Genomic DNA, 26,460 nt, shown 5'->3' with positions numbered 1-26,460 from the left:
TTAATTCCTCAATCTAAAATCCAAAATCTAAAATCTAAAATTGAATGGTTGCTGAAATTATTTGTGTTGGCACTGAATTGCTGTTAGGCGATATTCTTAATAGCAATGCCCAGTTTTTAGCCAAAGAATTAGCAAGTCTGGGAATCCCTCACTACTATCAAACAGTGGTGGGGGACAATCCAGAACGTATCAAACAAGTGTTAGAAATCGCCGTCAGCAGATCGCAGCTTTTGCTCTTCACCGGAGGTCTGGGCCCCACACCAGACGACCTCACAGTCGAAACGATCGCCGATTTTTTTGGGGTTCCCCTCATCGAAAAGCCGGAAATTATCGCAGATATCGAATACAAATTTGCCCAGCGGGGACGCACCATGAGTCCCAGCAATCGCAAACAAGCTTTAATTCCAGAAACTGCGGACATTCTGCCGAACCGCAGCGGTTCTGCACCGGGCATTATTTGGCAGCCGGTTTCTGACGTGACAGTAATGACATTTCCCGGCGTACCGGCGGAAATGCACTTGATGTGGCAAGAAACCGCCGTTCCTTACCTGAAAAATGGCGGCTGGTGCAGCGCCACTATTTACAGCCGCACATTGAAATTTTGGGGGATTGCTGAGTCGGCATTGGCCGAAAAAGTAGATAGTTTTCTCAATTTAACTAATCCTACTGTGGCTCCCTACGCCAATCACGGCGAAGTCAAACTGCGGATTTCGGCCCGCGCGGAGTCGTCCGGGGCTGCGAAAAACTTGATTGAGCCGATCGAACAACAATTGCGGCAAATTGCCGGCTCGGACTGTTACGGTGCTGATAGCGATACCCTCGCTTCGACTGTGGGCCAATTGCTGCTGGATGCGGGGCAAACTCTTAGCGTGGCTGAATCCTGTACCGGAGGTGGATTGGGGGCGATGCTGACTGGTGTTCCCGGCAGTTCGAGCTACTTTTTAGGCGGGATTATTTCTTACGACAATCAAGTTAAGGAAGGATTATTAGGTGTTAATCCGCAAGATTTAGCCGAATTTGGGGCAGTCAGCCACCAAGTGGCAAAACAAATGGCTGCAGGAGTTCGCGCCAGCCTCAATACAAATTGGGGATTGAGCATTACAGGCATCGCCGGGCCCGAAGGCGGCACAGATGCTAAACCTGTCGGACTGGTTTATGTTGGTTTAGCCGGGCCCCACGGATCCGCAGAAAGTTTTGAATACCGTTTTGGCGATGCCAGAGGCCGCGATTGGATTCGGAATCTGAGTAGCTGTACGGCGCTCGATCAGCTGCGGCGTAAATTATTGTTGGCAAAAGCTTAGAAAAAATCCTACGATTGGTCAATTGTCAACAGTCAACCGTAAGCTTAAGCTTTATTTAACACTCTATACTCCGATATAATTCGGCAATTTTCCTTTTGCCTCTTGATTATCTGTAAAGATTCGTTATGATAATAAGATAGGACTGATTGGCCAAGATACTGACTCTCTCCATTGCTCAAAACAACCAGCAAGTGAGAAAGCAAGTTTGACCTTTGGTTTCAAAGTCGTGCTTGCTTATTTTCAGATATTTAGCCGTCGGTTTAGCAATCTAGACTATAAAAAAAGGAGCTATCCGTTCAATGGAAGACATTGAAAAGGTGCTGGAACAAATTAAAGAATGGGTTCGCAAGCTGATAGAAGGACTGCTGAGTCCCGAACCTGAACCGGAACTCGAACCGATTCGTATTCCTGTCAACCAACCTAGGAATCGCAGGTAGTCGGGACTGAATTAGAAGTTTGAGGTTTAAGGTTTGACGTTTGAGGTGGCAGACTCGTTCTAAATCCCATGTCAAAACTCTCATAATTTTTGTTGCACTGGAAATTTTAAAATTGTTAAATATCCTGGTACTTCACGGCCCTAATCTGAATCTATTGGGTCAGCGAGAACCTGGAGTTTATGGTTCTGCGACTTTAAATGATATCAACAAGTTGCTAGAACGAGAAGCGCAAGCCCTCCAGGTGCAAGTCTCAATTCAGCAGTCGAATCATGAAGGGGTATTGGTGGATGCAATTCACTCAATGTTAGGGCAGCACCAAGGCTTATTGATTAATGCTGGAGCTTATACTCATACGAGTGTGGCAATTAGAGACGCGATCGCCGCTGTGAATATCCCTGCGGTAGAAGTTCATCTGAGCAATATTTACCGGCGGGAAGCTTTTCGGCACCACTCGTTTATCGCAGCAGTGGCGATAGGGCAAATCAGCGGTTTTGGCTCAGAAAGTTATCGGCTGGGGCTGCAAGCTCTAGTTAGTTACCTGATTAAAAATTAAAAATTTACCGATTATAGCGATCGGATGAGGGCAGGTTTTAGATGGAAAACCAGCCCTTATATGTTTGAGTTGAATTCCAATTAATCACAAGAGTTAGGCAAAGAAGGAAACCAGGAAGAATTCTAAATTACCAATTACTAAAAACTTGAGTTAAATTCAAATGCGGCATTCCCTGTTGAACAAGTTTCAAGGAACCATCCTGGGGGCAGTTTTAGGAGACTCTATAGGCCTGCAATACCAGAGGCAACTCGTGGGTATTCCCCCCCAAACAGAAGACTTGCAGCCGATTTTACAACTGACGAAACACCAACAATTGACCGTAAGTGGCGCAACATTGGCGTTGAATTCTGTCAACAGTAAAATCCCAACTGCCAAAGACTCATCGGCATCCGGGAGACTGGCTGTAGCGTGCGCTCAAAGTTTAATTCGGTGTAGAGGTTTAGATTTAAAAGATTGGCGCGATACTTGGGAAGCATTTGCCAAGTCTGAAATTTACCATCCCCGCAACAGTGAGTTTCAAACCCTGCTTAACCCTGGTGAAGCTGCCGTTGCTGCGCTGCCATCGGCGATGTTTTTTCACGAAAATAAAGCCAAGCTGCGAGAAAAAATCATGCTGGCGATAGAGGTTTGGCACACTGAAAACCAGCCAGAATGGGAAACAGCAATTTTAGCAGTAGCATATACGATCGCCCGAGCTCTCAAAGAAAGACTTGACCCGGCGACAGCGATCGAGCAAACACTTGCCTACCTGAAAACAGATAATGCCTTAACAGAGCTGCTGCTCCAAGTGCAAATACTACTAGAAAAGGGAGCCGATTTAGAAACAGCCGCCACTCATCTGTGCAAAAGCGCCACAGCTTTGCGAGAAAGACAGGGCGAAGGTGAAAAAAAATTACAAACCGAGTCAATTGTCAACCCTGGAAATTTCATTCCCATTGCCTTAGCTTTCTACTGCTTTTTGAACACCCCAGAAGACTTGCGGTTGTCCGTGGTGCGTGCCGCCCGCTGTGGCATAGCCGGACAAATAACCTGCGCTTTGACGGGAGCTTTGTCGGGAGCCTATAACGGCGTTGCTGCGATTCCTGTAGAATGGCGACAGGTATCTTCGGCTGAGCTTAAATCCCAGCAGCTAGCCGACGGCCAAGAACCTTCGCTCTGGCGAACTGGCAGCGATGTAAAAATTGTAGAGTTAGCAAATAACCTGTTTGCTGTTTGGGCAGGAGTTTACAGCCCAGATGCCCGACTGGATTCCACAGCGCTAGCCCGATCGGTGGCTGCACCTTATGTAATTAGACCTCGTAAAGTATAAAGTTTGGAGCTTTGGACGGTAAGGGGAAACCAGAAATTAGCAATTAGAAATTAACAAGTCAAAAGCAAAAGTGCAAGGAGAGCGACAATTAAAGATTAAAAAGTGAAAAATTAAATCGGACACGCCTGCCCCAACAAGCCAGGTTTAAACGAAAATACGGGGTTGGAAAACGAAGAATCTACGGATAAACAAGGTTTTTAGCCCTCGCGCGCGAGTTCTGATCAAGACAGACAAGGGAAGCAAAGAAGCTACTTGCGTTGTTGGCCACCGTCAGGAAAGCCAACTGCTGGCAATAGTCAGGCAAAGTAGCCTGGAGGGTTGAATATTCAGCCACGGTAGTTCGGATAAAATCAATCAAGATGCATAGTCAGAAATTCTGACAGAGCTGCTGGATAACAGTGATATATCTTCGACACAAATGAATACGCTCTCCTCATTGATGCGGCAGATTGAGCAGCTAGGGGCTGCGCGCTCACTGCGCCAACACATTGCTAAAGTGCAAAATGGCACCAGCAAAGCAGATACCTCACGCGCTGGCGGGCCTCTCCTGAGCCGTTTGTCGCGCCAGAAATGGCTTCTTCCCGAGACTTTTACTACTAAATTTACAAGTAAAACCTCCAAATCAAGCCTCAAAAATCAAGCTCGTTCCCCTATGTTGGCGCTGGTAGCGGTAGTTTCCCTAAGCAGCACTCTGGGCCACCGCTTCTACAACCAGCCGAAACTGGATGTGGGGACGAAAGCTCCTCAGACGATTAAGGCTCCTGCTACTGCTAGCATCCCCGATTACAAAACTACTGAAGAACAGCGGAAAGCAGCGCGGAGCGGGGCTGTAGCGATATTAATGCTGGATTCTGCGGTCGATCGACAAATTTATCGAGAATTACAACAATTTTTGCAGGAGGGAAGCGAGCTGCGGGAAGCGGTAGGCCCGTTTCCGTTTGCGAGTCCCTCGGTACTCTCAAATACGGCTCAGGTTTACTTGCGGGGCTGTCCCGAGTGGGAATGGCGATCTATTGTGGCGCAAGCGGGTGACAAAAGTGCAACTTCCGAGCGATTGAGTTTGGATTCCGTCGCAATTGCTGCGGCAACAGATAACAAGTCTCAGCAAGATGCTATAGCTCAACTGCAAGCTTACAGCCGATCGGTCCGGGCAGCAGACTTTCAAAGCCTGACAGACAGTATCTCCTCTGCTCGCCAGCGCTATCTCAATGCTGTGGAGGCGCTGGGAAAACCGTCGGTTGTGGGGCTGCCACCGATTTACGATACTTCGCTGTTTGATTTGTCGGATGCAGCTTGGCAGAAAACCCAAACCGGTATGAGTCGGGCGGCAAAAAGGATGGTGGCTCAAGGTATCCCGCAGGGGTTGCCAAAAGAGATTTTGAAAGAAGCCGTGAAGCTGCAAGTGGCTGATGAAGTGCCGTTAGAGTCCCAAGCTTTGGCGGTGGAGGGTTTAACAGCGATTTTGCAGCCAAATCTGGTGAGAGATCGCGAGGAAACCAAACAGCTAGCTGAATTAGCGGCGCAAAAGGTGAAACCCGTGATGATCGCAGTAGATCAGGGCGAAATAATTGTTGTACAAGGAAAAGAGATCTCGCAGGAAGATTTCGTGTTGCTGGACTATTTTGGTTTAAGCCGGCGGGGGGTGAATTGGCTGGGGCTGACGGGTTTTGTTTGTTTAGTCGCGGGGGCAATTGCGATCGTACTGCTGGTGGAAAGGCACTACCGGTTGCGCCGCAGAGATCATTTGCTATTGCTGCTGCTGACTTTGAGCGCGCCGGTGCTGGTGAGTTTGGGGCTGCCTTGGACGAGTTTGCCGGCGATCGGGATTTTAGCGGGTGGCTTCTACGGTTCGGCGGTAGGAGTGACTGTGGTGGGGCTGCTGTCGGCACTGCTGCCCGTTGGCTTAAATGTGGAGTTGATTCATTTGGCGGCTAGCGGGGCGGGGGGATTGCTGGGCGCTTTTATGGCCGGGCGACTGCGATCGCGCGAGGAATTGGCTCTTTTGGGCGTGGCTGTGGGCTTGACTCAGGGCACGGTTTATCTGGTGGGGACTTTGATTGCCAGCGCGGCTGCCGGTGCGATTTGGTACGTCGTGCTCGGTACAGTGGGCGCGCAAAGTTTGGCCGGTTTGGCTTGGAGCGTTGTGGCGATCGGCATCAGCCCTTATTTGGAACACGTTTTTGACTTGATTACGCCAATTCGGCTGGCTGAACTTGCCAATCCCAACCGCCCGCTGTTGAAGAAATTGGCTGCCGAGGCTCCGGGGACTTTTCAGCACACGCTGTTTGTGGCGAGTTTGGCGGAGGCTGCGGCCCGGGAACTCGGCTGCAATGTTGAGCTGGTCAGAGCTGGAACACTATACCACGATATTGGAAAAATGCACGACCCGCTCGGATTTTGTGAAAATCAAATGGGCGGAGGTAACAAACACGATGAAATTAATGACCCTTGGGCGAGCGCGGAGATTATTAAAAAGCACGTTAGCGAGGGCTTGGTGATGGCGCGGAAGCATCGATTGCCGAAGGCAATTCAGGCGTTTATTCCCGAGCACCAAGGTACAATGTTAATTGCATATTTCTACCACCAAGCGCAGCAAATTGTTGCAAAAGAAATAGAAGATTTAAAGATTGCTTTGCCAGATGCCGATAATTCAAAGTTAACAATCGCAAGTCGCCAAGTGAGGGAGGAGGATTTTCGCTACGATGGGCCGATTCCGCAGTCGCGGGAAACGGGGATTCTGATGCTGGCGGATTCTTGCGAGGCTGCTTTGCGATCGCTCAAGGATGCTACTCATGAAGAGGCTTTGAATATGGTTAATCGGATTTTGAGGGCTCGCTGGCAGGATAATCAGTTGATTGATTCGGATTTAACGCGGGAGGATATGTCTCTAATTGCGGAGATTTTTGTGCGAGTTTGGGAACAGTTCAATCACAAGCGGATTGCTTACCCTAGTGCAGTTTTTACTCCTAGGTAGGAGGAAATTTTTAGTTAGGAAAAATCAGCTCGCATTTGAGTGGTGAATGAGATTTCATTGCAATTTGCCCCGCGAGCGAATAGCGATGCACTTCATAATTGTCGCTGACAATTACCACAGGTTGTTTGATTCCTCAAAACTCCGAAGAGTCGATATCTCTTTAGCCGGCTAGGTGCGATCGCAATTTTTGCCAGTCTTGGGCATCGATCGCATTTGCAAAAGCTGCAAAAGCGATGAGAGTATCTAAAACCTACAACCGCAGCGCGATCCATAATCCAGCGGATATATGGCAGTTCGTACAGAAAAAATAAATCTTGTGAGTGTTGAGTTCAAAAGATTTTAATTTTTAACTGCAGATGAACGCGGATAAACGCGGATTTTTTATCTTAATTCTATCCTTTGACTCCCGCAGCAGTTTCTGTTGGTACAATGTATTTTTGCAAGAGTAAAAATAGCCCTAAAACTGGAACAATAGAAATAATAGAACCCGCGGCAACTAAACGCCAATCTAAAGAAAATGTCCCGGCTAAATTGGCTACCCCTAGAGGTAAAGTGTAATATTCCGGTCTGTCTAAAACTAGCAGTGGCCACAGAAAGTCACTCCAAGAACCGATAAATACGAAAATTCCTAGAGTGACTAAAGCTGGCTTAATTGCCGGAATCATAACGTGCCACCAAATGCCTAATTCACTGCAGCCGTCGATGCGGGCGGCTTCTTCTAGTTCTTTGGGAACTGCTAGGAATGCTTGTCGTAATAAAAATATGCCGAAGGCTGAGGCTAGTCCGGGAAAAATGACGCCTAAATAACTATTTTTTAGTCCGAGTTGTACTGTCAATATGTATAGGGGAATCATGACTATTTGGAAGGGAATCATGATTGTGGAAATGATTGTGATTAAGATGGCTTCGCGGCCGCGAAATTTTAGTCGGGCTAAGGGGTAAGCGGCGAGGGCACAAAAGAGGACGTTGATGCTAACTGTGAGGCCAGCAATTAGGGTGCTGTTGAACAGGTAGCGGCCGAAGGGGTTGGTTTGCCACACTTTGATGAAGTTTTCGAGGGTTGGCTGTTGTGGCCACAGTTGCGGGGGAAATTGAAAAATGTTTTCGTTGGGGGATTTGAGGGAGGTACTGAGCAGCCACAGCAAGGGAAACAGCATTAAAAGTCCGATCGCGCTCATGATGCTGTACGTCCACAGGGTTCTCCACGGCGAGGGAGTGTTGTTTGGGGAATTTGGTTTTTTAGTTTTGAGATTGTTCATTGTTGGGATATGATAATAAGTCCTTGCTTCGTGAGAAGCCTTGTTGTCCATAAGGGGATTATTGCCATGAAACCGTTTATTTACGAAACTATGTACATTCTGCGCCCTGATTTGGGTGAAGAAATGACAGACCAGGCGATCGCTAAATATCAAACTATTTTGCGCGATCAAGGTGCTGAAAGCATCGAAACTCAGCACCGTGGCAAGCGCCGTTTGGCTTACGAAATCGGCAAGCACCGGGACGGAGTATACGTTCAAATGAACTATACAGCTCCGGGCGCTGCAATTTTTACCCTAGAGCGCGCGATGCGTCTGAGCGAAGAAGTGATTCGCTATTTGACGATCAAGCAAGATGTGCCAGATGCACCAGAAGCGGAAGCGGAAGCTGAAGTCGCCGAGTAGCATTCGTGTCAACTTAACGTCTTATGTAGTCCCAGTCTACTGTTTGACGATTAGGGCCACTTATTCCCCCGCACGCATTTCTTAAGGGCTACCCTGTACACACAACTTGAAAAACTAACGTCAGAGCCTTTCGCTCCCCGTGGCATCCTCCTGAAAAAGAGGCTAGGGGGAGCTCTGGAATTGTGGGTACAGCATAGTTTCTTAAGGGCGGGACTTGATGTTGATTGAAATTATAGGTAAATGGGCGATTGTTTTTCTAGGGAAGGACGATCGCTCTTTTTTGTGGGGAGGCTGCAGGGACTTAATCTATTTTTATCAACATAGATAAAGAAAGCTCGCTTTTTGAGGATGGCGAGGGCGATTCAGTTAGCCCAACTCTATTATCTAGTTGACTACAAAAAACTTGACTGTGCTTGAGCAGAGCTGCTTCATCATTGTAAATCTAATTGTGATTCGCTACTTATTAAATTTACTCTTAACTAAGTCAAATTCGACTTTCTTGAGAGGCAAAATTCTACATCTATAACTCTGAACCAAACTATAAAGTTATTTTTGCCCTTGGCAATTAGGTAGCCGCTAAAATGTGGCTCTTAGAAGAGGAATATTGTCAAATTTTGCCACTAGCTGCTTGAGGTTGGGCCTGAATCAACTAGCCAAAGCTCGATCGCACTCCCTGCAACCTCGATCGAGATTCTCGCCCCATAGCCCAATTGTAAAGTTTTGTGACAATTTTAATTTGGTAGCTTTAGATACAGAATTGTCTGTTATAGTGATAGAAGAGAAGAAAAAACAAGCTCAACATTAATCTAAAGAATACGGAGGAACCGCATATGTCTACTGAAAATCAAGCTCGCTCTCTGATGATGCGCCACCACCAACTGGTGAAGAACCGCCAGCAATCCATGCTCAACCGCACCGCCACCGAAGTCGGGATGGAAGATACGCACTACTGGGGTCACATTCAAGGCAAACCGCAGCCCAGCTTTCAAGCCAGTTACGATCGCAGCAACGCCACCATGAGCTAGGGCAAGCTCAATTTCGACAATTGTCTACGAAGTTATTACCTATAATTTGGAGAAATCAGTTATGTCAACTCAAGAACAAGCCCGCAACCTGATGATGCGCCATCAACACGTAGTCAAAAACCGTCAGGAATCCATGCTGAGCCGTGTGGCTGCTGAAGTGGGTTTAGATGCTGGTTCTCCAGCGAATATTGATCGCAAATAACTCCTTTTTTCAACGGCGAGATAGTTGAATCTAGTTTGTTGTTTGCCAGCTAAAAATTAATAATGTCAATTACAAAACCGTCGCGACTTCTTCTTGAGTTCTAACTCTAGATTGAAAGTCGCGATTAGTTTTATGGGGAATTGGGAATTGGTAATATCTCGCTCGTACTGCTTGTATAGAGAGCCGTTTGAGCAAAGGGTGAGCTAAACCAGAGTGGGATAGCCTCAAAAGTATACATCACAAACCATAAAAGACGTTTGTGCCGAGAAACTTGATATAATCCCCTTTCAGCAGATTGAAGGCTAGTAGGGAGGTCATGATGTCGGACTGGAAAGAAATTGACGGCGGAGTTACAGCACCCAGAGGGTATCGAGCATCGGGAATTACAGCGGGTTTGAAGCCTTCAGGCTTGCCGGATTTAAGTTTAATTTTGTCAGAGGTGGACGCGATCGCCGCCGGAGTCTTCACCACATCGACTGTCCGGGCCGCTTGCGTGGACTACTGCCGCCAGCGTTTGCAAGCTAAACCCAGCGCCAAAGCAATTTTGTGCAATGCGGGACAAGCTAATGCTGCTACTGGCGAACAAGGTTTGGCAGATGCCCTCGAAAGTGCCAAATTGTTGGGAGAAGCGCTGAATATTCCTCCAGAATCTATTCTTTTGGCCTCCACTGGCGTCATCGGACAGCGGATAAAAATGGAGCCGCTGAGGGCGGGAATTCCCCGATTAGTTGCTGAGGCATCGGAAACTGGTTCCGATGCGGCGGCTAAGGCTATTTGTACGACTGATTTAGTGCCGAAAACGATCGCCCTGGAAACCATGTTTGGCGATCGACCCGTGCGTATCGGCGGGATTTGCAAAGGTTCGGGAATGATTCACCCGAATATGGCAACAATGCTAGCATTTGTAACTTGCGATGCAGCAGTGTCATCGCATTTGTGGCAAGAAATGCTGAGTCGGGCGGCTAACAGAAGTTTCAATCAAATTACAGTTGACGGCGATACCAGTACCAACGATTCGCTAATTGCTTTGGCGAATGGTCAATCCCGCACACCGGCAATTACAGAAATGGGGGCAGATGCTGAAAAATTAGAGGGGATGCTGACAGAAGTTTGCGTGCATTTAGCAAAGGCGATCGCCCGTGACGGCGAAGGTGCAACTTGTTTGGTAGAAGTGCAAGTTAGTGGCGCGCTGGATGAAGTTTCTGCAAGTAAAATTGCCAAAACAATTGTCGGTTCTTCTTTGGTGAAAGCTGCTATTTTCGGACGCGACCCGAATTGGGGCAGAATTGCGGCGGCGGCTGGGCGCGCTGGTGTACCTTTCGATCAAGAGAATTTGCGGATTCAATTGGGGGATTTTTTGATGATGGAAAACGGACAACCTAAAGAGTTCGATCGCGCTGCTGCAAGTAATTATATGAAAGCGGCTGCGGAGGGGGAATATTTGAAGGCTGATACGGTTGTAATTCAGGTTAGTGTCGGGAATGGCAGCGGTTTTGCGAAAGCTTGGGGATGCGATTTGAGTTACGACTACGTGAAGATTAATGCGGAGTATACGACTTAAATAAGTCCAGACCGTTAGAAGTCCGGGCGGTTAGAAACCGCGCCTACACAAACAAAACCAGATGAGAGGGGGTTCAAGGCAAATTTCACACAATTTAAACTAAACTTCCCCCCGTGGGGGGAAATCAAAAAATCTGAAACCGATGTTCAGCGAGTAAATCTCTGTTTTTTTCCCTTCTCCTTTGAAAATCGCTAAAGCTCTTACACCGAGCCAAGCAGCGTTCTATGATTTTCACTAAAGATAATAGCTAAAAATCTTATTCAGACTAACTTTCAAGGCTTTTTAAACTTATTACCAATAAGTCTAATGTATCACCTTTTCCAAGAATTGCTAATGCTTATGGGAACAATTTTTCTAACAGTGTATATAGGCGCTTGTGGGTTTCTGCTTATTCGGCAGAGACAAATGATTTTTAAACCGACCTTTGACACTTTAGAATTACCCTCAAATTTTAATCTCAAATATGAAGAAGTTTCGTTTTTGGAAAACTCTAGGTCTAATTCACCAGACAAATTACATGGGTGGTTTATTCCATCGTTAAAACCAGATACAGAAGTTGGAACTATTCTATATTTTCATGGGTCGGGAACAAATATTAGCAATCCGATTTATATTCGAGATGTGGCACAGCTCAACAAACTAGGATTTTCTGTCTTTATATTTGATTACCGAGGTTATGGTCAAAGCGGGGGAGATTTTCCCTCTGAATTGAGCATTTATGAAGATGCAGCCAATTCTTTAAAATATTTAACTGAAAAGAGAAAGATTGCATACCAAAAAATTTATTTATTTGGGGTTTCTTTAGGTGGAGCAGTTGCGATTAATTTAGCAGTTAAAGAGCCAAGTATAGCGGGACTGATTGTTGTCAGTTCTTTTACCTCTATGCAGGAAGAGGTACTTCATTTAGGTTATAGAATGTTTCCAATTTCATGGATATTAAATCAAAGATTTGACTCCCTTAGCAAGGTTGCATCTCTAAAAATACCTATTTTAATCGTTCATGGTACTTCCGATCGGTCAAATCCAGCTAGTATGAGTCAAAAGCTTTATGATGCAGCACCTCATCCCAAGCAACTTCTTTTAATTCCAGGTTTTGGGCATGATAATATCTCAGACATGATTGAAAGTCCTCATTTTAGGGATGGTCTGAAAAAATACATTCAGGATGTTAATGCAACGAAATGAAAATACTTCTTCTTGGGTTTATATTTCTTATTTGATTACAAAGTTTGAAAACACGCCCTAACCAAAACTATCGGAGACAAACACATCGCCACCACCATACCCGACAGCATTATCCACTAATATTAAGCCGTCATTGGTCTGCGGATCGCCACTCTGGGCAAGTCCATAATTCACCACGCGCAACAACCGCTGCGGCGTAAACGATTCTAATTCCACAAAATTGCCTGTATCCAGCCACGCTAGTTCTTCTGCTGTTAAACCTTGCCTTACAGCGTCGGGTAATTGACGGGCGGTTTGTGCCATTGTTTGAGATTGCTGTACAAACATATCACGGGTTGCTAAGATTTGACGGGGAGAAATTCCCAAATCCAAAATCGTGACGGCTTGATTGGCAAACCAGTTTGGACTGGTTTGTAATTGATGTACTAAACTAACTCCAGCAGGGTTCGCATCGTGCAGCGCATAGACTTTTAAATCGGCATTGCGTCGCAGCATTTCGATTACTGTGTCGAAGATGCTTTGGGGATAGCCACTAATACTAAGAATGGCGCAGTTGTTTTCAAAATGGACGTTGTTGGCAATCAGGAATTGAGCGATTTCGTCGCTGTCGCAGATGATGGCGCGATCGAAGCTGTAGGCCCTAACTTCGGGATCGATGGTTGCGGGCAAAGCGTCTTGGCGAGGTGCAGGCAGCAGTTTTTCTAATGCGCCGTTCACCTTTTGCCAGTCTTGCAGCCATTTATCGCTCTGCGCTTGATTAACGAGAAATATTTCACCCGTTATCTGTGGGCGATTTTTTTGTGAAATGCCCAGCCCATAGGAAAATAGCCCTAGTGTAATCGCTACGATGTATCCTGGAAAATAATCAAATATCAGGCTTCCTGAAATGCCTATCACTAAAATAATTATTCCTAAGATCTGGAGGTTTTTAGCATGACTTCTTCTGCGGCGACTACCTTGTTCAGGAGATTTGATGTAGTTGAAACCTAGCCATATCCAAATCAAATTGTAGAGAGCGAAGACAATAATAACTGCGAATTGTGAGGGAAAAATAGTAAGAGCGAAGGGAATGCCGAAGGTTCCCGCAAATACGCTAAAAAAGAAGTATAGAAAAAGCCAACTATTATCGGGAGCGCGATATTTAAGCTTTTGGTCAATAAAATACAAAAACTGTTTGTGCGTAAAAAACGACATATTTTGGCTAGAAATATTTTCGATCGCCTTTTTGAAAAACGGATCGGTGAATGCCAACTTTTTATCAGTGACGGTAGTCGGTTCAAAGACAAACGGATGGTTGCACCGTTTACAGCGACCTGAGTTCCTGGTACGATCGCTCAAAATGTTGTCGGTGTTACACTGGACGCATTTCATTCCCATTTCGGTTACTCCTGATTAAGTTAATGGATTTATATTATTGGGGGTTGTTTTGGAATGATTTTACCGCAGAGGCCGCAGAGGGCGCAGAGGAAGATAAGAGAGATAATAAGTAGAAGGAAGAAGGAAGAAACTATTCCCAATGCCCAATGCCCAATGCCCAATACCCTATTAAAAGATTTGCCCGTTTAACAAGATAGAATAGTCTTCTCGCTGTCGAATTAATCGATCGCCCTTAGCATCAATCAACACCTCAGCAGGGCGGGGGCGGTGCAGAAAATGCGACGACATCGCATAGCCGTAAGCCCCACTATCCAAAATCAGGATCGCATCTCCAATTTTGAGTTTCGGTAGCCAACAGTTACGCCCCAAATAATCCCGCGAATAAGTCGTGTTGCCGCAAATATCCGTTTCATGTCGCGATACATCGTCGGTTTCCCAAGTTGCGATCGCCCGATAGCCCCCGTGTACCGCAGGCACCGATAGATTTGATACAGTCGTATCCACCCCGACAATTTGCCGATTGCCCAACCACTTCACCGACACAACTTTCGCAAGCAAAACGCCACAACCTGCGATCGCCGATCGTCCCGGTTCAATCACCAACTCGATCGGGCGAGATAGCGTACTCAATCGTTCAGTAATCGCCGCACCAAACTCCCGCCAGTCAAACACCGCACCGCCTCGATAGGGATAGCCAAAACCACCGCCAAAATCGAGGGTTTTCCAATCGGGTAACTGTTGGGCGATCGCAATTAGCTGATCGATCGCCTGCGTAAAAGCACTCGTGGCGTTCGTTCCTGTCCCCCGATAAAAATGCAATCCGGTAATCCTCAACCCCTGCTGCTGCGCGATTTCGTTGGCCTTCTCGAATTCGGCGGGACGCACTCCAATCCGACTGTCTCCTGTCAATTCCGGTGAGTTGAGGCGCAGTCCGATTTCGGCACGGATCGATCGCGGTTGACGGCGCGAATATTCGCAAAAATCCTGGAGTTGCGACAGACTATCGAAATTGAATCGATCGATCTTCCATTCAATCAATTGCTGAATATCCGCCCTGTTGAGGTTACTGCCTGTGTAGACAATGCGATCGCTCGTAAAACCCGCTTTCAGTCCCAAAAACACATCCCCCGGTGTATTCGCGTGTAGCCCCCAACCAGCTTGTTGAATCAATTGCAACAGAGCAATATTGCCGTTGGTGACGCTAGCAAAATGAAACTGAACGTGGGGATAGTCGATCGATCGCGTAATATGCTCAAGAGTCTGACTGAGGATCTCGGCCTGATACACATATAAGGGCGAACCATAAGTTGACAAAAGTCGCTTGGCTAATGCTTCCGAGAACGGCGGCGAATGTATTTTGGTTTCATTCTGTAACAAAGATTCTGTCATATTACATCCGTTAGTATAGGAATTGTAAAATCGATTCAACAATTAATAATCACGAATTGTGCAACCAAAATTGATCTAATTCATCTGCGTTAATCTGTGTTAATCTGCCCTCATCTGCGGTTAAAACAAGAGAATTTATTCACTGCAGATGACAAGAGATAGACGCAGATTCACGCAGATGAAAACAAGAGAGATATGAAGAATACCGATGCAGCGCGGATTTGAGATGAGCTCATTCTAGCCTCCTGCGATATTTCCAAATGCGCTGCCCGATCGCCGGTGGCAACCAAAACACATGATCGAGCGATCGCTTAACCGGAATTTCGCCTAAAACCTCGGTTCGCCATGCCTGCCACATCAGCAGCAGCCAGAGATTATTGCCAATATAGCGATCGCGCATAGCAACTCCGAGTTGTCCCGATAACATCGCGTCGGCTAAATGGGGCTGCCAGCAATTTTGCGATCGCAACCGATTCGGATTCAGCCGATCGCCGATCGCAGCCCAAAACTCCCGGTAATACCAAACTTTCAACGGCACACCCATCCCGCGCTTTTCCCGCCAGACAATTTCCGGCGGCAGCCAGCGTTCGGACGCTTTTTTGAGGATGTATTTTTCGCACGCACCTTGCAGCAGCAGCTCTCCTGGCAGTTGAAACGTCCATGCTGTAAGGTCGGGGTCGCAGAAGGGCGATCGCACCCACAAACCGCAAGCAAACGCCAATGCCGTTGCCCTCGGCTGAATATTTTGGGCACCTTTGAGCATCAGCGAAGCCCGCCGTAGCCTCGCTAGCAGGGAAGGACAGGTTTCGGGCTCGATCGCGTCTTGCAGGTAAACGCTCAAATCGTGAGACTGGATGCGATCGAGCATTTCTGGCGAAAAAATCTGTTTTTCATAACCATAAAATCGCTGAAATGTCCGCAAATACTGCTGTTCAAAAGTTTCTCCTCCGGCGGGATGTTGTGCACTGTAAACTCCGTGTGCAATCAAAGGCTTGTTCGTCCATCCAGCAAATAGCTGATCGCCATTCTCGCCATTGAATACAACTCGCACGTCTTGCGCCGCCGCCTGTTTGAGCAAAAACAGCGGGGCTGTTGTGCCATCTCCATAGGGTAAATCGAGCGCTTTGGCGGTTGGCCCGATCGCCCGCAACACTGCATCGCCCGTCGCCGCCACTCGGATCAGCGGAATCTGGAAAAAGTCCGCCACCTGTTGGGCGTAGGGCAGTTCGGAATAGGCTTCGACACCAAAATCGAGGGCATAGGCGCGCACCTGCAAGCCTGCTTTCACTAGCAGCGCCGTCACCAGGGAAGAATCGATGCCACCGGAGAGTAAAACGCCCACGGGTTCGTCGATCGGCAAATCGGCCACTTGTCGATCGATCGCCTGTTGCAACAGCCCTTGCAATTGTGCGATCGCCTCATCCTCACGGCGCAGTAATTGGGGCGCTTCTTGCCAAGCCGATTGCAGCGATTCCCTAGAGGATAGCTTCGCCGCGCGTACTTTCGGCCGATCGTTAACATCGGCGATTTCCCAAATCATCTCCGTTCCGGCTGCTACGGATGCAATTTGGTCGATCGGCGTTAACGGCGTGGGCACGTAGGAAAAACAAGCATAACTGTGGAGGGCGATCGGGCTAATTGGAGGGGAAGCAATCAGCGGTAGCAGCAATTGCATCCGCGTCGAAAACCAAATCGTTTCTCCCAACTGCATCCAGTAAAGCGGCACTCGCCCAAACGGATCACGCCCCAGCCGTAGCTGTTTCGCTTCTACCGCCGCCCAAGCATCTCCCGGTAAATCGGTTGGCTGAAATCGCCCGCAAGCATTCAGCGTCACTGTGTCAGCCGTGAGTACAGATGCAGAGGCGATCGCCCACTCTGATAATTTGCCCTGCCGAATGCAGTAATCTGGGGCTAAACGGCTGAGCGTTTTTGTGCGATCGTCCAGTCCCCAGTAGCCTATGAAATGTGAAGGTTTGTCGATCGCACCCATCTATTTCACCGTGAAAGGTTCACTGCTGATCGCGCGTCCATCCAGGGACATCCGAACTTCCCATTTGCCTGGGGCTGCAGCAGATCCGAGATCGTAAAAACAGTGGGTATTCCAAACCGCAGTATCGATCGTGCGAGTTTGATACCTGCCCTGATGCACAGTTTGACCGCTAGAATTAATCCAGTCGCATTGTAAAGACAACTCACGACCGATCGGGGCATTTTGCAACGTCACCTGGTAGTAGATGCGGGGGTTGATTTGACGGTTGACTTGAGTAAGGCTGTCACCGCCCTTTTGAGATAGGGCAATTCGGTCTTCTCCTGCGACAATTTGAGCAGTTTGCTGCTGCTGATTTTGCCCTAACAGTACGCCTATACCGATCGCAGAAATGACAACAACTGTCGAGGCGATCGCGATCGAACGGTTGCGTCGCTGCTGTTTTTCTAGGACTTCGCGGCGGCGCATTTGGGCGATCGCATCTTCTAAAAGCTCATCAGGAAGATTCAACTCTCGTAAAATTTCTCTTACCTGATCGGGCTCCAATTCTAACTCGCGCTGCTGCGATAACTTGTCGATTTCAGCGACTACCTGTGCTAACTGAGTTTGAGTGAGCCGAGTTTCCATAAAGTTCACTATTAGTATCTGTAATGTTCTTTCCCACTATAAAGTTAAATATAGCGATCGCCTCTCTCTTCTCTAACTCAGCGCCCTCTGCGCTCTCTGCGGTTAAATTAATCTTATTATTCAATAAACAGCTTTCTAAGTCAATTCATAAAAATCATAACCTTAACCTCATAAAATTCATATTTATAGTCCTGGACGCATCGGCACTCATGCGAAACCGGGTTTTTTTACGAAAAGAGGCGTTGCGACCCGCCTATCATGTAAAAAACCCGGTTTCTTTGTCGGAGTGTGTCCCGGACTGACTTATTATATAAAATCCAGACTAGGAAACTCTTCTACTTTTTGGAAATCAGTTAAATTCAACTTTCCTGAATCTATTTTTTCCTGTTGGCGATTCAACCAAATTGCGTTTAATCCCGCATTTTTAGCACCACAATAATCAGCCTTGAAGCTGTCGCCGATATGCAACACATTCTCGGCAGTGCAGTTGTGCTTTTGCAAAGCCGCAGTAAAAATTTGAGAGTCTGGTTTTGCTGCACCCACCTCGGTAGAAATTGTTACTGATGTGAAATATTCGGCTAAATTTAGTGCTTTTAATACTGGATAAATTCGGGAATCGAAATTCGATACTACTGCTAATTCAATTCCTTGTTGCTGCCACTTATTTAATGCTGGCAATACGTCGGGATACACGAACCAAGGTTCGGCGGTGGCAAAATGAGCGTAGAGTTGAGCAAAGAAATTAGGAAAATCGGAAAATTGGTGATAAACACCTGCTATCTGGAAGGCTTTAGCGGAAACTGTTTGCCACCATTCAAATTCTAATTGGGGAATTTTTGCTAATTCTATCCCTGGAAATGCCATCGGACTTGCTGAAGCAAAACTTTGGAAAAATGCAGCATTTAACTCTTCGCTATTAACTGCTACTCCAAAACTATTGGCTAATTTTTGGTAAACTTCGCCGACGCTGCCGCGAACGTCAAACAATGTACCGGCGGCATCTAAAAAAATAACTTTAGTCATTAGTCAGTTGTTAGTTGTTGGCGGATTTATCACACCGGAATGATTGCCAATATTGCCCGCAGGTTCAAATCGACCGCCTAAATATTTGGCGAGAAATTCTTCGGCGATCGCAAAAAAGTGCAGCCGATTTTCGGGCCGCGCAAATCCGTGTCCTTCATCTGTATAAAGCACGTATTCTACAGGTTTGCCGGCTTGCTTCATGGCATTGACAATTTGCTCGCTTTCTGCTAATTTAACTCGCGGGTCGTTAGCGCCTTGGGCGATGAGTAAAGGTTTCTGAATGCGATCGACAAAAGATAAAGGCGAGATCGATTTCAAAAACTCTGGTTCTGTTTCCAAATTGCCCACGCGGTGATACAGACTTGCTTTTCTCGGTTCCCAGTAAGGGGGAATCGTTTGCAGCAGCGTAATCAAATTGCTTGGCCCGACAATATCGACTGCGCAGGCAAAAACAGCGGGACTAAAAGTCAATCCCACTAAGGCGGCATAACCGCCGTAAGAACCGCCCATAATCGCAATTTTATCCTGTTGGGCAATTCCTGTTTCTACCAGCCAATTAACCCCATCTAGCAAGTCGTCGTGCATCTTAGCCGCCCATTCGCGATTGCCGGCATTAAGAAAGGCTTTGCCGTAACCGGTCGAACCGCGAAAATTGATTTGCAAAACGCCGTAACCTCGGTTTGCCAGCCATTGGGCTTGTGGATTGTAACCCCAGGTATCGCGTGCCCAGGGGCCACCGTGAACCAGCAAGACTGTCGGTACGGGTGTTGAGACACCAACCGGTTTTGTCAGGTAGCCGTGAATGGTTAAACCATCTCTTGTGGTGTAAGAAATGGGTTCCATTGATGATAGTTGTAGCCCTTCGAGTTTGGGTTGGTTGCTGAATAGAAAGGTGAAAGTTTTGGAAGTGCGATCGTAGGTATAGTAGTAGACTGGGCCGTCGTCTGTCCTGTAAGCAATTAGCCAAGTAGTGTCGGCGAGGTTGCGACTGGTGATGTCGAATTCGCCGGGACGAAATTTGCCGAGATTCTCAAAATCCTCTGCTATGCTTTGATCTAAAATTTGCCACTCTTGCTTGTCTTTGTAGAAGGAAACTGCTTGAATCTCTCGGTTGGTCGGGTGTATCACAATATCGCCGACATCGTATTCTGGATCAGAGGCGATATCAGTTTCTTGTTTGGTTTCCAAGTCTAGTGCGATCGAACGTTTGGCGTTAGCATCGTGATTGCCGATGATGTAAAGAATTTTGCCGTTTTCTGAGAACATGACGGCACCGCCTTCCTCATCGGGCCCCCAGCGTCGCAAGCTTTCCCAAGACTTATCGGCAGTTTCTCGAAATAGCAATTCTGTACTGCCGTCGGCATTTGTGGCTGTCGCCGCCCGCACTTGAAATTGGGCGTCAGCAATCCAAGTCCAACCCATGATGTTACCGGGGTTGTCGGTGTCGAGTTCAACGGCACCGTTTTGCAGGTTGATGCGGTAAACATCGTGTTTGCGGCGATCGCGGATGTTCATTTCCACTAAAATTTCATTAGGGAAGTTGCGGTCAAGGGCGATCGGCTGAGATCGAACACCTTGAAATGGTGTCAAGTCGCGAACCAGGTTTGACTGGATATTGACTGAGAATAAATGCCATTTTTCATCACCATCAATATCTTGCTGATAAATGAGTTCTTCGCCGCTGTAAGTCCAGTAAAAGATGCGAATGCCTCGTTTTTTATCTGCTGTCAGTTGACGATCGTCTGCTTGACCGACGGTACGCAATTGCACTTGCAAAACGTTGTGTTCATCTGGTGCAATGTAGGCGAGATACTTGCCGTCGGGTGAAAGTTGGGGGCGGGTTTTTTCAGGATTTCCGAACAGAATCTCCCGCTCTATCAACGGTGGAATTTCAGTTTTTGGCTGTTGAAATGTGGAATTTTGCATTTTTTCTCGTGCCTAATATTCTCTGAATCTAGACTCCGACAGAAAAAACCAGGTTTTTACCAAATATGCGCGTAGTAGTGAAGTATTTTCGTGAAAAACCCGGTTTCGGAACCGCCCTCATAAGTTCTACAATCAATAATAAACCGTCAACTGTCAACAGTTAACAGTCTACAATCAACTAACTTTTAAGCAAATCCTGAATCGGTTTACTAATCCAATTGAAACCAACTTTTAGTTGATGGTCAAATGTTGGCATCCGATAGAGATAAGCTAAGCGGCGAGCAATGTGGGCTAGTTGTCCGTCGAGTTTAATTCCTAAACCGGCGAGGGTTGCGTTGTCAATTCCTAATGTCATCATTTCTCCTAGCGGCTGATAGCGGAAAGGAAGTAATGGGCGGCCGGTGAGGGAGGCCCAAATGTTCCAGGCGGTGTAGTCAGCTTGCTGGAAGGCTGTTTGGGCTGTTCCGGGGACTTTTTGACCAGTTGCATCGTAACATTCAGCTAAGTCTCCCAAGGCAAATATATCTGGATGGTCGATAATTTGCATCTGCGGATTGACGATTAATTGACCGCGCTGGTTTTGTTTGAGGGGTAGCGATCGCACTGCTTGACTAACTTGAGTTCCTACTGTCCACAGCACTATGTCTACGGGGAGAACATCTAATTGTCCTTTGTAAAGTAAGGATATTGTGTCTGCTTCGATCGCCTCTACTTCTGTTTCTAAGTCGATCCACACTTTCCGTTTTTCTAAAGCTTGGCTGGCGGCTTCGCGGTTAAACTCCGGTGATGTCCGCAGAATCATGTCGCTTTGCTCAACTAACCGCACGCGACCTTTTTCTCCGAGTCGATCGGCTAATTTACAAGCTAATTCTACTCCTGAATAACCGGCGCCGACGATCGCAACCCGAATTTTGTCGTTGTTGCTGGCTTCTAAAAACCGCAGTCTTTCTTCTAAGCGGTAGGCGTCGTCGAGAGTGCGAAATGAGTAAGCATATTCAACCGCACCCTTGACCATATCTAGAGGGGTTTTGCCGCCTAAAGCTAAAACCAGGCGATCGCACGGAATTTCTGGGCCGTCGTGCAACTGCACTCGCTTTTCCTCCACATCGATGCCGGAGACAGTACCTTGACAAAAGCGCACACCTGTGTTTTCCAAGAGTTCGGCAAACGGTGGGGCAATTTCCCAGGTTTGGAGTTCGCCGGTCAGGAGTTCGTACAGCAGGGGAACGAACAAAAATCGATCGCGGCGGTCAACTAGGACAATTTCGGGTTTTTCGGTTTTGGAGAAGGGTAACTGACTCAAGCGCAGGGCTGTGTAGAGTCCGCCGAAGCCTCCGCCGAGAATGCAAATCCGGGGTTGTTGTTGAGTCATGGTGTTTTGTTTGAGGGGCTCACGGTAGCAAGGAAACTTATCTTATTCTAACGAGAGTGAGGGAGTGGGGAAGGGGGAGAGTGGGGGAGTGGGAGAGTCGGAGAGTGGGAAAGTGGGAAAATCTTCGCTCTTTCCCTCGATCCTCAACATCCATTCCTTAAATCCGTTAAACTCACATCTTGCACCATTCTCACTTAACAGGCTTTCGGGCCTGTTCCACAAAGAATGAATTTCTTGTGCGGTGGGCCCTTCTAGCACGCCCCTAAAAGGCTTATGGAGAATGGTGGAACATCTCAGTTAAATCCTTTAAATTCGTTAGAAAATTCGTTGGCGAAGTGTTTTCTACATCTCTAGCCTTGATTAGCTCTACCTATTAGCCACCCTCAAATTTTCTGAATGTTCGCAGAACTAATTTTGTACTATATTAGTTTATAACGAATTGTTACGCAAATTAAATTCACTTTTTATAGGGTCATCTACGCTAACACTTGCCCCCGCACTCACAAGTGAAAAAAAAACCATGCAAATTTCTTCCAATTCTTCAAAATTTAAGAACGGCGATCATAATAGCGAAGACGGCTCATCTTTGTTAAAAAGCGAAGAACGATATAAAAATTTAGTAGCTAATATTCCCGGTGCTGTCTATCGCTGTACCTGCGAGTATACGGACGCCGGGGAATTAACACGGACAATGGCGTTTTTGAGCGAGGCTGTTCAAGAAATATCAGGCTATCCCTCTTCTGATTTTATCAACGATCGCGTCCGTTCTTTTTCCAGCATTATCCATCCTCAAGACCGCAAAAATGTGGATGCTACTGTCAAAAAAAGTGTAGCAACCAGAACTTCGTACATCCTTGAATACCGGATTGTCCGGGCTGACGGCGAAATTAGGTGGGTTTACGAAAAAGGCAAAGCTGTTTGCTGCGAGGCGGAAGAGCCTAGAGGAAAACAAGAGGAACAAGGGGAAATTCAGGGCTTTTTGTCGGCGGTGGTTTCGCCGGTTTCGCCCGCCAATTCTCTGTGTCGGGTTGTTTATCTCGACGGAGTGATTTTGGATATTACTGAACGAAAGCGAGCTGAGGAAAATCTGCGAAACACTCAAGATTTTCTCAATGCGGTACTGCAAAATCTGCCGATTAGTGTCTTTATTAAAGATGCGGTAAAGCAAAAATTTATTTATTGGAATACTGCTAGCGAAGAATTGTTTGGCTATTCCAGCGATGAAGTGCTCTTAAACAATGCTGCTGGCTTTTTGGAGTCAGAGCAGGCAAATTACTTGCAAGCACAAGATTTAGAAGTATTTGCAACGAGAAAAGGCGTCGATTTGCCCGAACAAACTCTCGAACTTCCGCGCCTGGGAAAGCGGATTTTACACACGAAAAAAGTTCCTTTGTTTGACGATTCTGGCGCGCCTAAGTACATTTTGGGTATTGCTGAAGATATTACGGAAAGCAAAAAAACTGAAACTGAATTGTCGCGCTTGGCCATTGTGGCTCAAAAAACGCAAAATGGCGTGATTATTACTGATGCTCAAGGCTGCATTGAATGGGTGAATGAAGGATTTACTCGGATTAGCGGTTACGTGCTGGCAGAAATGCAGGGCAAAAAACCGGGTGATGTACTGCAAGGCCCTCAAACAGACCCGCTAACTATTGCTCAACTGCGATCGGCTTTGTCTGCGGGGGTGCCGTTTAATCAGGAAATCTACAATTACAAAAAGAATGGAAGGGGTTATTGGGTGGCGCTTTCGATCGCCCCCATTTATCAAGAAAATGGTGAACTCGAAGGTTTTATTGCGGTGCAAACTGATATTACGGATCGCAAGCAAGCAGAGGCAACCGTCAGGGAAAGCGAGAGTTATTACCGCTGCATTGTCGAGACGGCTTCGGAGGGCGTCTGGATGTTTGACCGCGAAAGCATCACGACTTTTGCTAACTCTCGAATGGGCGAAATGCTGGGGTATACTGTAGAGGAAATGCTGGGGCGATCGCTATTTGAGTTTATGGACTGCGAATCTAGGGAAATAGCAGAAAGTTACGTCCAGCGCAGGCGGGAAGGCATTCGCGAACGCCACGATTTTAAGTTTACTCGGAAAGACGGATCTCACTTGTGGGCGATCGTGTCGGCGACGCCGATGTTCGACGCTGAGGGCGAATTTTCCGGGGTGTTGCGGATGATTACCGATATTAGCGATCGCAAACAAGCCGAAGCAGAATTGCGCCAAACTCTCAAAGAGTTGGAATTTGAAAAATTTGCTTTGGATCAATCGGCGATTGTCTCTAATACCGACGAATTTGGATCCATTACCTATGTCAACGATCAATTTTGCGAACTATTTAAATATTCCCGAGAAGAACTGATCGGCAAAACCCACAGACTGGTTAATTCGGGTTATCACCCAGCCGAGTTTTTTAAGCAGCTTTGGTCAACCATCCGCCAGGGAAAGGTTTGGCGGGGAGAAATGAAAAATCAAGCTAAAGACGGTACATTATTCTGGTTGGATACTACGATTGTACCTTGCTTAAATACCAGCGGAGAACCTCATCAATATGTAGCAATTCGCAAAGATATTACCAACCGCAAACACGCCGAAGAAGCGGTGCAGCTTTCCGAAAGTCAATTGAGGGCTAAAAATCTAGAATTGGCAAAAGCCCTACGGGACGTGCATAAAACTCAAAGCATGATGGTTCAAAATGAAAAAATGGTAAGTTTGGGGCAATTAGTCGCTGGCGTTGCTCACGAAATAAACAATCCAGTTAGCTTTATTTACGGCAACGTCATGCACGCTGACGATTACTTTAAAGACTTGCTAAAAATGCTGCAACTTTACCAGCAGGAATACCCGAACCCAACACCGGCAATTCAACAAGAGATAGATGATGTAGATTTAAATTTTCTGCTCAAAGATTTGCCGAACCTGTTAAATTCTATGAAAATGGGAGCCGAGCGAATTCGCCAAATTGTGCTGTCATTAAAGAATTTTTCGCGATTAGATGAAGCCGAACAAAAGCAGGTGGATATTCACGAAGGGATTGAAAGCACTTTGTTGATTTTGCAGCACAGGTTGAAAGAAACGGCAGGGCGTCCTAAAATTGTGCTGCTCAAAGAGTTCGGCAATTTGCCCCGCGTACAGTGTTATGCAGGACAGTTGAATCAGGTTTTTATGAATATTATTGGCAATGCAATTGATGCTTTGGAAGAGGCAATGGAGACTGGACACTGGGCAGAGGGACAACTGGCACCTATTCCTTATTGTCCCTCGCCGACGCTGCGGATTTGTACGGATGTAAAATATGAACCGGATGCTTTGATGCAGGCAGATTCTGCTGTTTCTGATGATTCAAGGCGGCATCCTTCTCATATTGTGATTCGGATTGCTGACAACGGGCCGGGGATTCCGATAGATGTTCACAAAAGGCTGTTCGATCCGTTTTTTACTACGAAAGAACCTGGTAAAGGTACTGGTTTGGGGCTGTCTATCAGCTATCAAATTGTGGTGGAAAAACACGGCGGTCTGCTTAAGTGCGATTCTGCACCGGGTCAAGGCACAGAATTTGCGATCGAGATTCCTGTCGGCAAAATAGTTAGTTAGTAAGGTGCGCCAATACGCACCCTACAGCTAGTAAGTAAGGTGCAATTCCTGCAATAGTTCATCCCCAATTTAGGAAGTTATCAAATGAATTACAACGTAATTTACGACGGCAATTGCAATCTGTGCGTTACCTTGGTACAGTTACTAGAAACCTTAGACCAAGGCCAGCGGTTTGAGTATATTCCCATGCAAGATTTAGAGCAATTAAATCGCTTTGGGATTACGTCTCAAGACTGCGAAATGGGGATGATTTTGATAGATAGCAACACCCCGGAACGGCGCTGGCAGGGCAGCGATGCGGCGGAGGAAATCGGGCGCATACTTCCTGCTGGGGAGGTGTTTGTGGCGGCTTACCGGGCAATGCCGGGGATGAAGTGGATGGGCGATCGCGTATACGAACAAGTCCGCGACAACCGCTATACTTTATTTGGCAAGCGATCGACTACTTACAAATCTGTTTATCCAGTTGGTTGTAAGTCGATCGACCATTGCGATAATAGGGACTAATACCAAATCCAGCTTATTTCTAGGAGTTACGCATTGACCGCATAACAAAATACTGAATTGATAAATATAGATCCTCTACTTTCTAGGTATCGGACAATCAGAGAAATCACTAAATCATCCACAGCGCCATGCAATCTACACCTATACACCTTATTTTTACTGTCAGAGCCAAAGTTGGGAGGTTGTAGCAGGTTATCAGAAATATTGGGAGACGTTTCACATTCAGGGTGTGAATCGCTTTTTATTGAGAGAGCGATATTAACCGAAAGATTTATTCAAGATAGGGAAAATTATTAACTTGCTAGGAGGAATACTAAGTGTAGATGATACTGTTATAGAAAAGATTTACAGCGATCCAAAAACTGCCGAGTTAATCAGGGTAAGCGCATCTAATTTGGTAGTTAAAAATACAGATTATTGGGTACATTTATATCATGACAGATATCGTTTGA

At 46.6% G+C, this 26,460-nt stretch carries 20 protein-coding genes and 1 pseudogene; 13 read left to right on the top strand and 8 right to left on the bottom strand.

Annotated elements, in window-relative coordinates:
* Window positions 1-44: 44 nt before the first annotated feature.
* From QUA42_RS24775 to QUA42_RS24755, 5 genes are all read left to right on the top strand, one after another.
* Window positions 45-1,301, top strand: a complete 1,257-nt coding sequence (locus QUA42_RS24775; protein WP_333140945.1) for a competence/damage-inducible protein A — start codon at window positions 45-47, stop codon at window positions 1,299-1,301.
* Between the two features lie 299 nt (window positions 1,302-1,600).
* Window positions 1,601-1,738: a hypothetical protein gene (locus QUA42_RS24770; protein ID WP_006631912.1), complete on the top strand. Its 138-nt coding sequence runs from the start codon at window positions 1,601-1,603 to the stop codon at window positions 1,736-1,738.
* A gap of 112 nt (window positions 1,739-1,850) precedes the next feature.
* Window positions 1,851-2,291: a type II 3-dehydroquinate dehydratase gene (gene aroQ, locus QUA42_RS24765; RefSeq protein ID WP_138920973.1), complete on the top strand. Its 441-nt coding sequence runs from the start codon at window positions 1,851-1,853 to the stop codon at window positions 2,289-2,291.
* A gap of 160 nt (window positions 2,292-2,451) precedes the next feature.
* Complete coding sequence (locus tag QUA42_RS24760) at window positions 2,452-3,600, top strand: ADP-ribosylglycohydrolase family protein (RefSeq protein WP_333140943.1); 1,149 nt, start codon at window positions 2,452-2,454, stop codon at window positions 3,598-3,600.
* A gap of 418 nt (window positions 3,601-4,018) precedes the next feature.
* On the top strand, window positions 4,019-6,574 hold the full coding sequence (locus tag QUA42_RS24755; protein WP_333140941.1) for an HDIG domain-containing metalloprotein: 2,556 nt from the start codon (window positions 4,019-4,021) through the stop codon (window positions 6,572-6,574).
* Between the two features lie 392 nt (window positions 6,575-6,966).
* Here the strand turns inward: QUA42_RS24755 and QUA42_RS24750 are convergent, their stop codons facing one another.
* Window positions 6,967-7,833 carry a carbohydrate ABC transporter permease gene (locus QUA42_RS24750; RefSeq protein ID WP_333140939.1) on the bottom strand — a complete coding sequence of 289 codons (867 nt, stop codon included), beginning with the start codon at window positions 7,831-7,833 and terminating at the stop codon, window positions 6,967-6,969.
* A gap of 66 nt (window positions 7,834-7,899) precedes the next feature.
* Between QUA42_RS24750 and rpsF the strand changes: the two genes are divergently transcribed.
* The 5 genes from rpsF to QUA42_RS24725 all read left to right on the top strand — a co-directional run bounded on the left by rpsF (window position 7,900) and on the right by QUA42_RS24725 (window position 12,208).
* Window positions 7,900-8,235, top strand: a complete 336-nt coding sequence (gene rpsF, locus QUA42_RS24745; RefSeq protein WP_006631907.1) for a 30S ribosomal protein S6 — start codon at window positions 7,900-7,902, stop codon at window positions 8,233-8,235.
* Window positions 8,236-9,065: 830 nt separating this feature from the next.
* The gene (locus tag QUA42_RS24740; RefSeq protein WP_006631905.1) at window positions 9,066-9,260 is read left to right on the top strand and encodes a hypothetical protein; all 195 of its coding nucleotides are present in this window, start codon (window positions 9,066-9,068) and stop codon (window positions 9,258-9,260) included.
* Between the two features lie 61 nt (window positions 9,261-9,321).
* Window positions 9,322-9,462 carry a hypothetical protein gene (locus QUA42_RS24735; protein WP_333035219.1) on the top strand — a complete coding sequence of 47 codons (141 nt, stop codon included), beginning with the start codon at window positions 9,322-9,324 and terminating at the stop codon, window positions 9,460-9,462.
* 319 nt (window positions 9,463-9,781) lie between these two features.
* On the top strand, window positions 9,782-11,023 hold the full coding sequence (argJ, locus tag QUA42_RS24730; RefSeq protein ID WP_333140957.1) for a bifunctional ornithine acetyltransferase/N-acetylglutamate synthase: 1,242 nt from the start codon (window positions 9,782-9,784) through the stop codon (window positions 11,021-11,023).
* Between the two features lie 405 nt (window positions 11,024-11,428).
* Window positions 11,429-12,208, top strand: coding sequence for an alpha/beta fold hydrolase (locus QUA42_RS24725; RefSeq protein ID WP_333140937.1), 780 nt, complete (start codon window positions 11,429-11,431; stop codon window positions 12,206-12,208).
* A 57-nt stretch (window positions 12,209-12,265) separates the two neighbouring features.
* Here QUA42_RS24725 and QUA42_RS24720 read toward each other — a convergent pair whose 3' ends face one another.
* From QUA42_RS24720 to QUA42_RS24690, 7 genes are all read right to left on the bottom strand, one after another.
* Window positions 12,266-13,585, bottom strand: a complete 1,320-nt coding sequence (locus QUA42_RS24720) for a hypothetical protein (RefSeq protein WP_333140935.1) — start codon at window positions 13,583-13,585, stop codon at window positions 12,266-12,268.
* A gap of 168 nt (window positions 13,586-13,753) precedes the next feature.
* On the bottom strand, window positions 13,754-14,974 hold the full coding sequence (locus QUA42_RS24715) for an alanine racemase (RefSeq protein WP_333140933.1): 1,221 nt from the start codon (window positions 14,972-14,974) through the stop codon (window positions 13,754-13,756).
* 232 nt (window positions 14,975-15,206) lie between these two features.
* Complete coding sequence (locus tag QUA42_RS24710; protein WP_333140932.1) at window positions 15,207-16,964, bottom strand: asparagine synthetase B family protein; 1,758 nt, start codon at window positions 16,962-16,964, stop codon at window positions 15,207-15,209.
* Window positions 16,965-17,588: a DUF3859 domain-containing protein gene (locus QUA42_RS24705; RefSeq protein WP_333140930.1), complete on the bottom strand. Its 624-nt coding sequence runs from the start codon at window positions 17,586-17,588 to the stop codon at window positions 16,965-16,967.
* A gap of 306 nt (window positions 17,589-17,894) precedes the next feature.
* A complete protein-coding gene (locus QUA42_RS24700) occupies window positions 17,895-18,611 on the bottom strand; it encodes an HAD-IA family hydrolase (protein ID WP_333140928.1) in 717 nt (238 codons plus the stop codon).
* Between the two features lie 3 nt (window positions 18,612-18,614).
* Entirely contained in the window at window positions 18,615-20,537 is a 1,923-nt protein-coding gene (locus QUA42_RS24695; RefSeq protein WP_333140926.1) for a S9 family peptidase, read from the bottom strand.
* Between the two features lie 178 nt (window positions 20,538-20,715).
* Window positions 20,716-21,909 carry an NAD(P)/FAD-dependent oxidoreductase gene (locus tag QUA42_RS24690; RefSeq protein ID WP_333140924.1) on the bottom strand — a complete coding sequence of 398 codons (1,194 nt, stop codon included), beginning with the start codon at window positions 21,907-21,909 and terminating at the stop codon, window positions 20,716-20,718.
* 520 nt (window positions 21,910-22,429) lie between these two features.
* Between QUA42_RS24690 and QUA42_RS24685 the strand changes: the two genes are divergently transcribed.
* From QUA42_RS24685 to QUA42_RS24675, 3 genes and pseudogenes are all read left to right on the top strand, one after another.
* Window positions 22,430-25,501, top strand: coding sequence for a PAS domain S-box protein (locus tag QUA42_RS24685; RefSeq protein WP_333140922.1), 3,072 nt, complete (start codon window positions 22,430-22,432; stop codon window positions 25,499-25,501).
* Between the two features lie 84 nt (window positions 25,502-25,585).
* Window positions 25,586-26,008 carry a DCC1-like thiol-disulfide oxidoreductase family protein gene (locus QUA42_RS24680; protein WP_333140921.1) on the top strand — a complete coding sequence of 141 codons (423 nt, stop codon included), beginning with the start codon at window positions 25,586-25,588 and terminating at the stop codon, window positions 26,006-26,008.
* Window positions 26,009-26,104: 96 nt separating this feature from the next.
* Window positions 26,105-26,363 (top strand): annotated as a pseudogene (locus tag QUA42_RS24675) (hypothetical protein); the annotation flags it as partial.
* Window positions 26,364-26,460 lie beyond the last annotated feature (97 nt).

The sequence above is a fragment of the Microcoleus sp. Pol11C2 genome, assembly GCF_036701505.1.
Lineage (GTDB): Bacteria > Cyanobacteriota > Cyanobacteriia > Cyanobacteriales > Microcoleaceae > Microcoleus.
Note: the sequence above shows the minus strand (reverse complement) of the source record. Positions and strands in the feature narration are given on the sequence as shown.

Coding starts and splice junctions, on each gene's coding strand:
- QUA42_RS24690 (WP_333140924.1), bottom strand. CDS start 21,909: ATGACTCAACAACAACCCCGGATTTGCATTCTCGGCGGAGGCTTCGGC.
- QUA42_RS24775 (WP_333140945.1), top strand. CDS start 45: ATGGTTGCTGAAATTATTTGTGTTGGCACTGAATTGCTGTTAGGCGAT.
- QUA42_RS24750 (WP_333140939.1), bottom strand. CDS start 7,833: ATGAACAATCTCAAAACTAAAAAACCAAATTCCCCAAACAACACTCCC.
- QUA42_RS24710 (WP_333140932.1), bottom strand. CDS start 16,964: ATGGGTGCGATCGACAAACCTTCACATTTCATAGGCTACTGGGGACTG.
- QUA42_RS24740 (WP_006631905.1), top strand. CDS start 9,066: ATGTCTACTGAAAATCAAGCTCGCTCTCTGATGATGCGCCACCACCAA.
- QUA42_RS24685 (WP_333140922.1), top strand. CDS start 22,430: ATGCAAATTTCTTCCAATTCTTCAAAATTTAAGAACGGCGATCATAAT.
- QUA42_RS24720 (WP_333140935.1), bottom strand. CDS start 13,585: ATGGGAATGAAATGCGTCCAGTGTAACACCGACAACATTTTGAGCGAT.
- QUA42_RS24770 (WP_006631912.1), top strand. CDS start 1,601: ATGGAAGACATTGAAAAGGTGCTGGAACAAATTAAAGAATGGGTTCGC.
- QUA42_RS24705 (WP_333140930.1), bottom strand. CDS start 17,588: ATGGAAACTCGGCTCACTCAAACTCAGTTAGCACAGGTAGTCGCTGAA.
- QUA42_RS24760 (WP_333140943.1), top strand. CDS start 2,452: ATGCGGCATTCCCTGTTGAACAAGTTTCAAGGAACCATCCTGGGGGCA.
- QUA42_RS24695 (WP_333140926.1), bottom strand. CDS start 20,537: ATGCAAAATTCCACATTTCAACAGCCAAAAACTGAAATTCCACCGTTG.
- QUA42_RS24735 (WP_333035219.1), top strand. CDS start 9,322: ATGTCAACTCAAGAACAAGCCCGCAACCTGATGATGCGCCATCAACAC.
- QUA42_RS24715 (WP_333140933.1), bottom strand. CDS start 14,974: ATGACAGAATCTTTGTTACAGAATGAAACCAAAATACATTCGCCGCCG.
- QUA42_RS24700 (WP_333140928.1), bottom strand. CDS start 18,611: ATGACTAAAGTTATTTTTTTAGATGCCGCCGGTACATTGTTTGACGTT.
- QUA42_RS24755 (WP_333140941.1), top strand. CDS start 4,019: ATGAATACGCTCTCCTCATTGATGCGGCAGATTGAGCAGCTAGGGGCT.
- QUA42_RS24725 (WP_333140937.1), top strand. CDS start 11,429: ATGATTTTTAAACCGACCTTTGACACTTTAGAATTACCCTCAAATTTT.
- QUA42_RS24680 (WP_333140921.1), top strand. CDS start 25,586: ATGAATTACAACGTAATTTACGACGGCAATTGCAATCTGTGCGTTACC.
- rpsF (WP_006631907.1), top strand. CDS start 7,900: ATGAAACCGTTTATTTACGAAACTATGTACATTCTGCGCCCTGATTTG.
- argJ (WP_333140957.1), top strand. CDS start 9,782: ATGTCGGACTGGAAAGAAATTGACGGCGGAGTTACAGCACCCAGAGGG.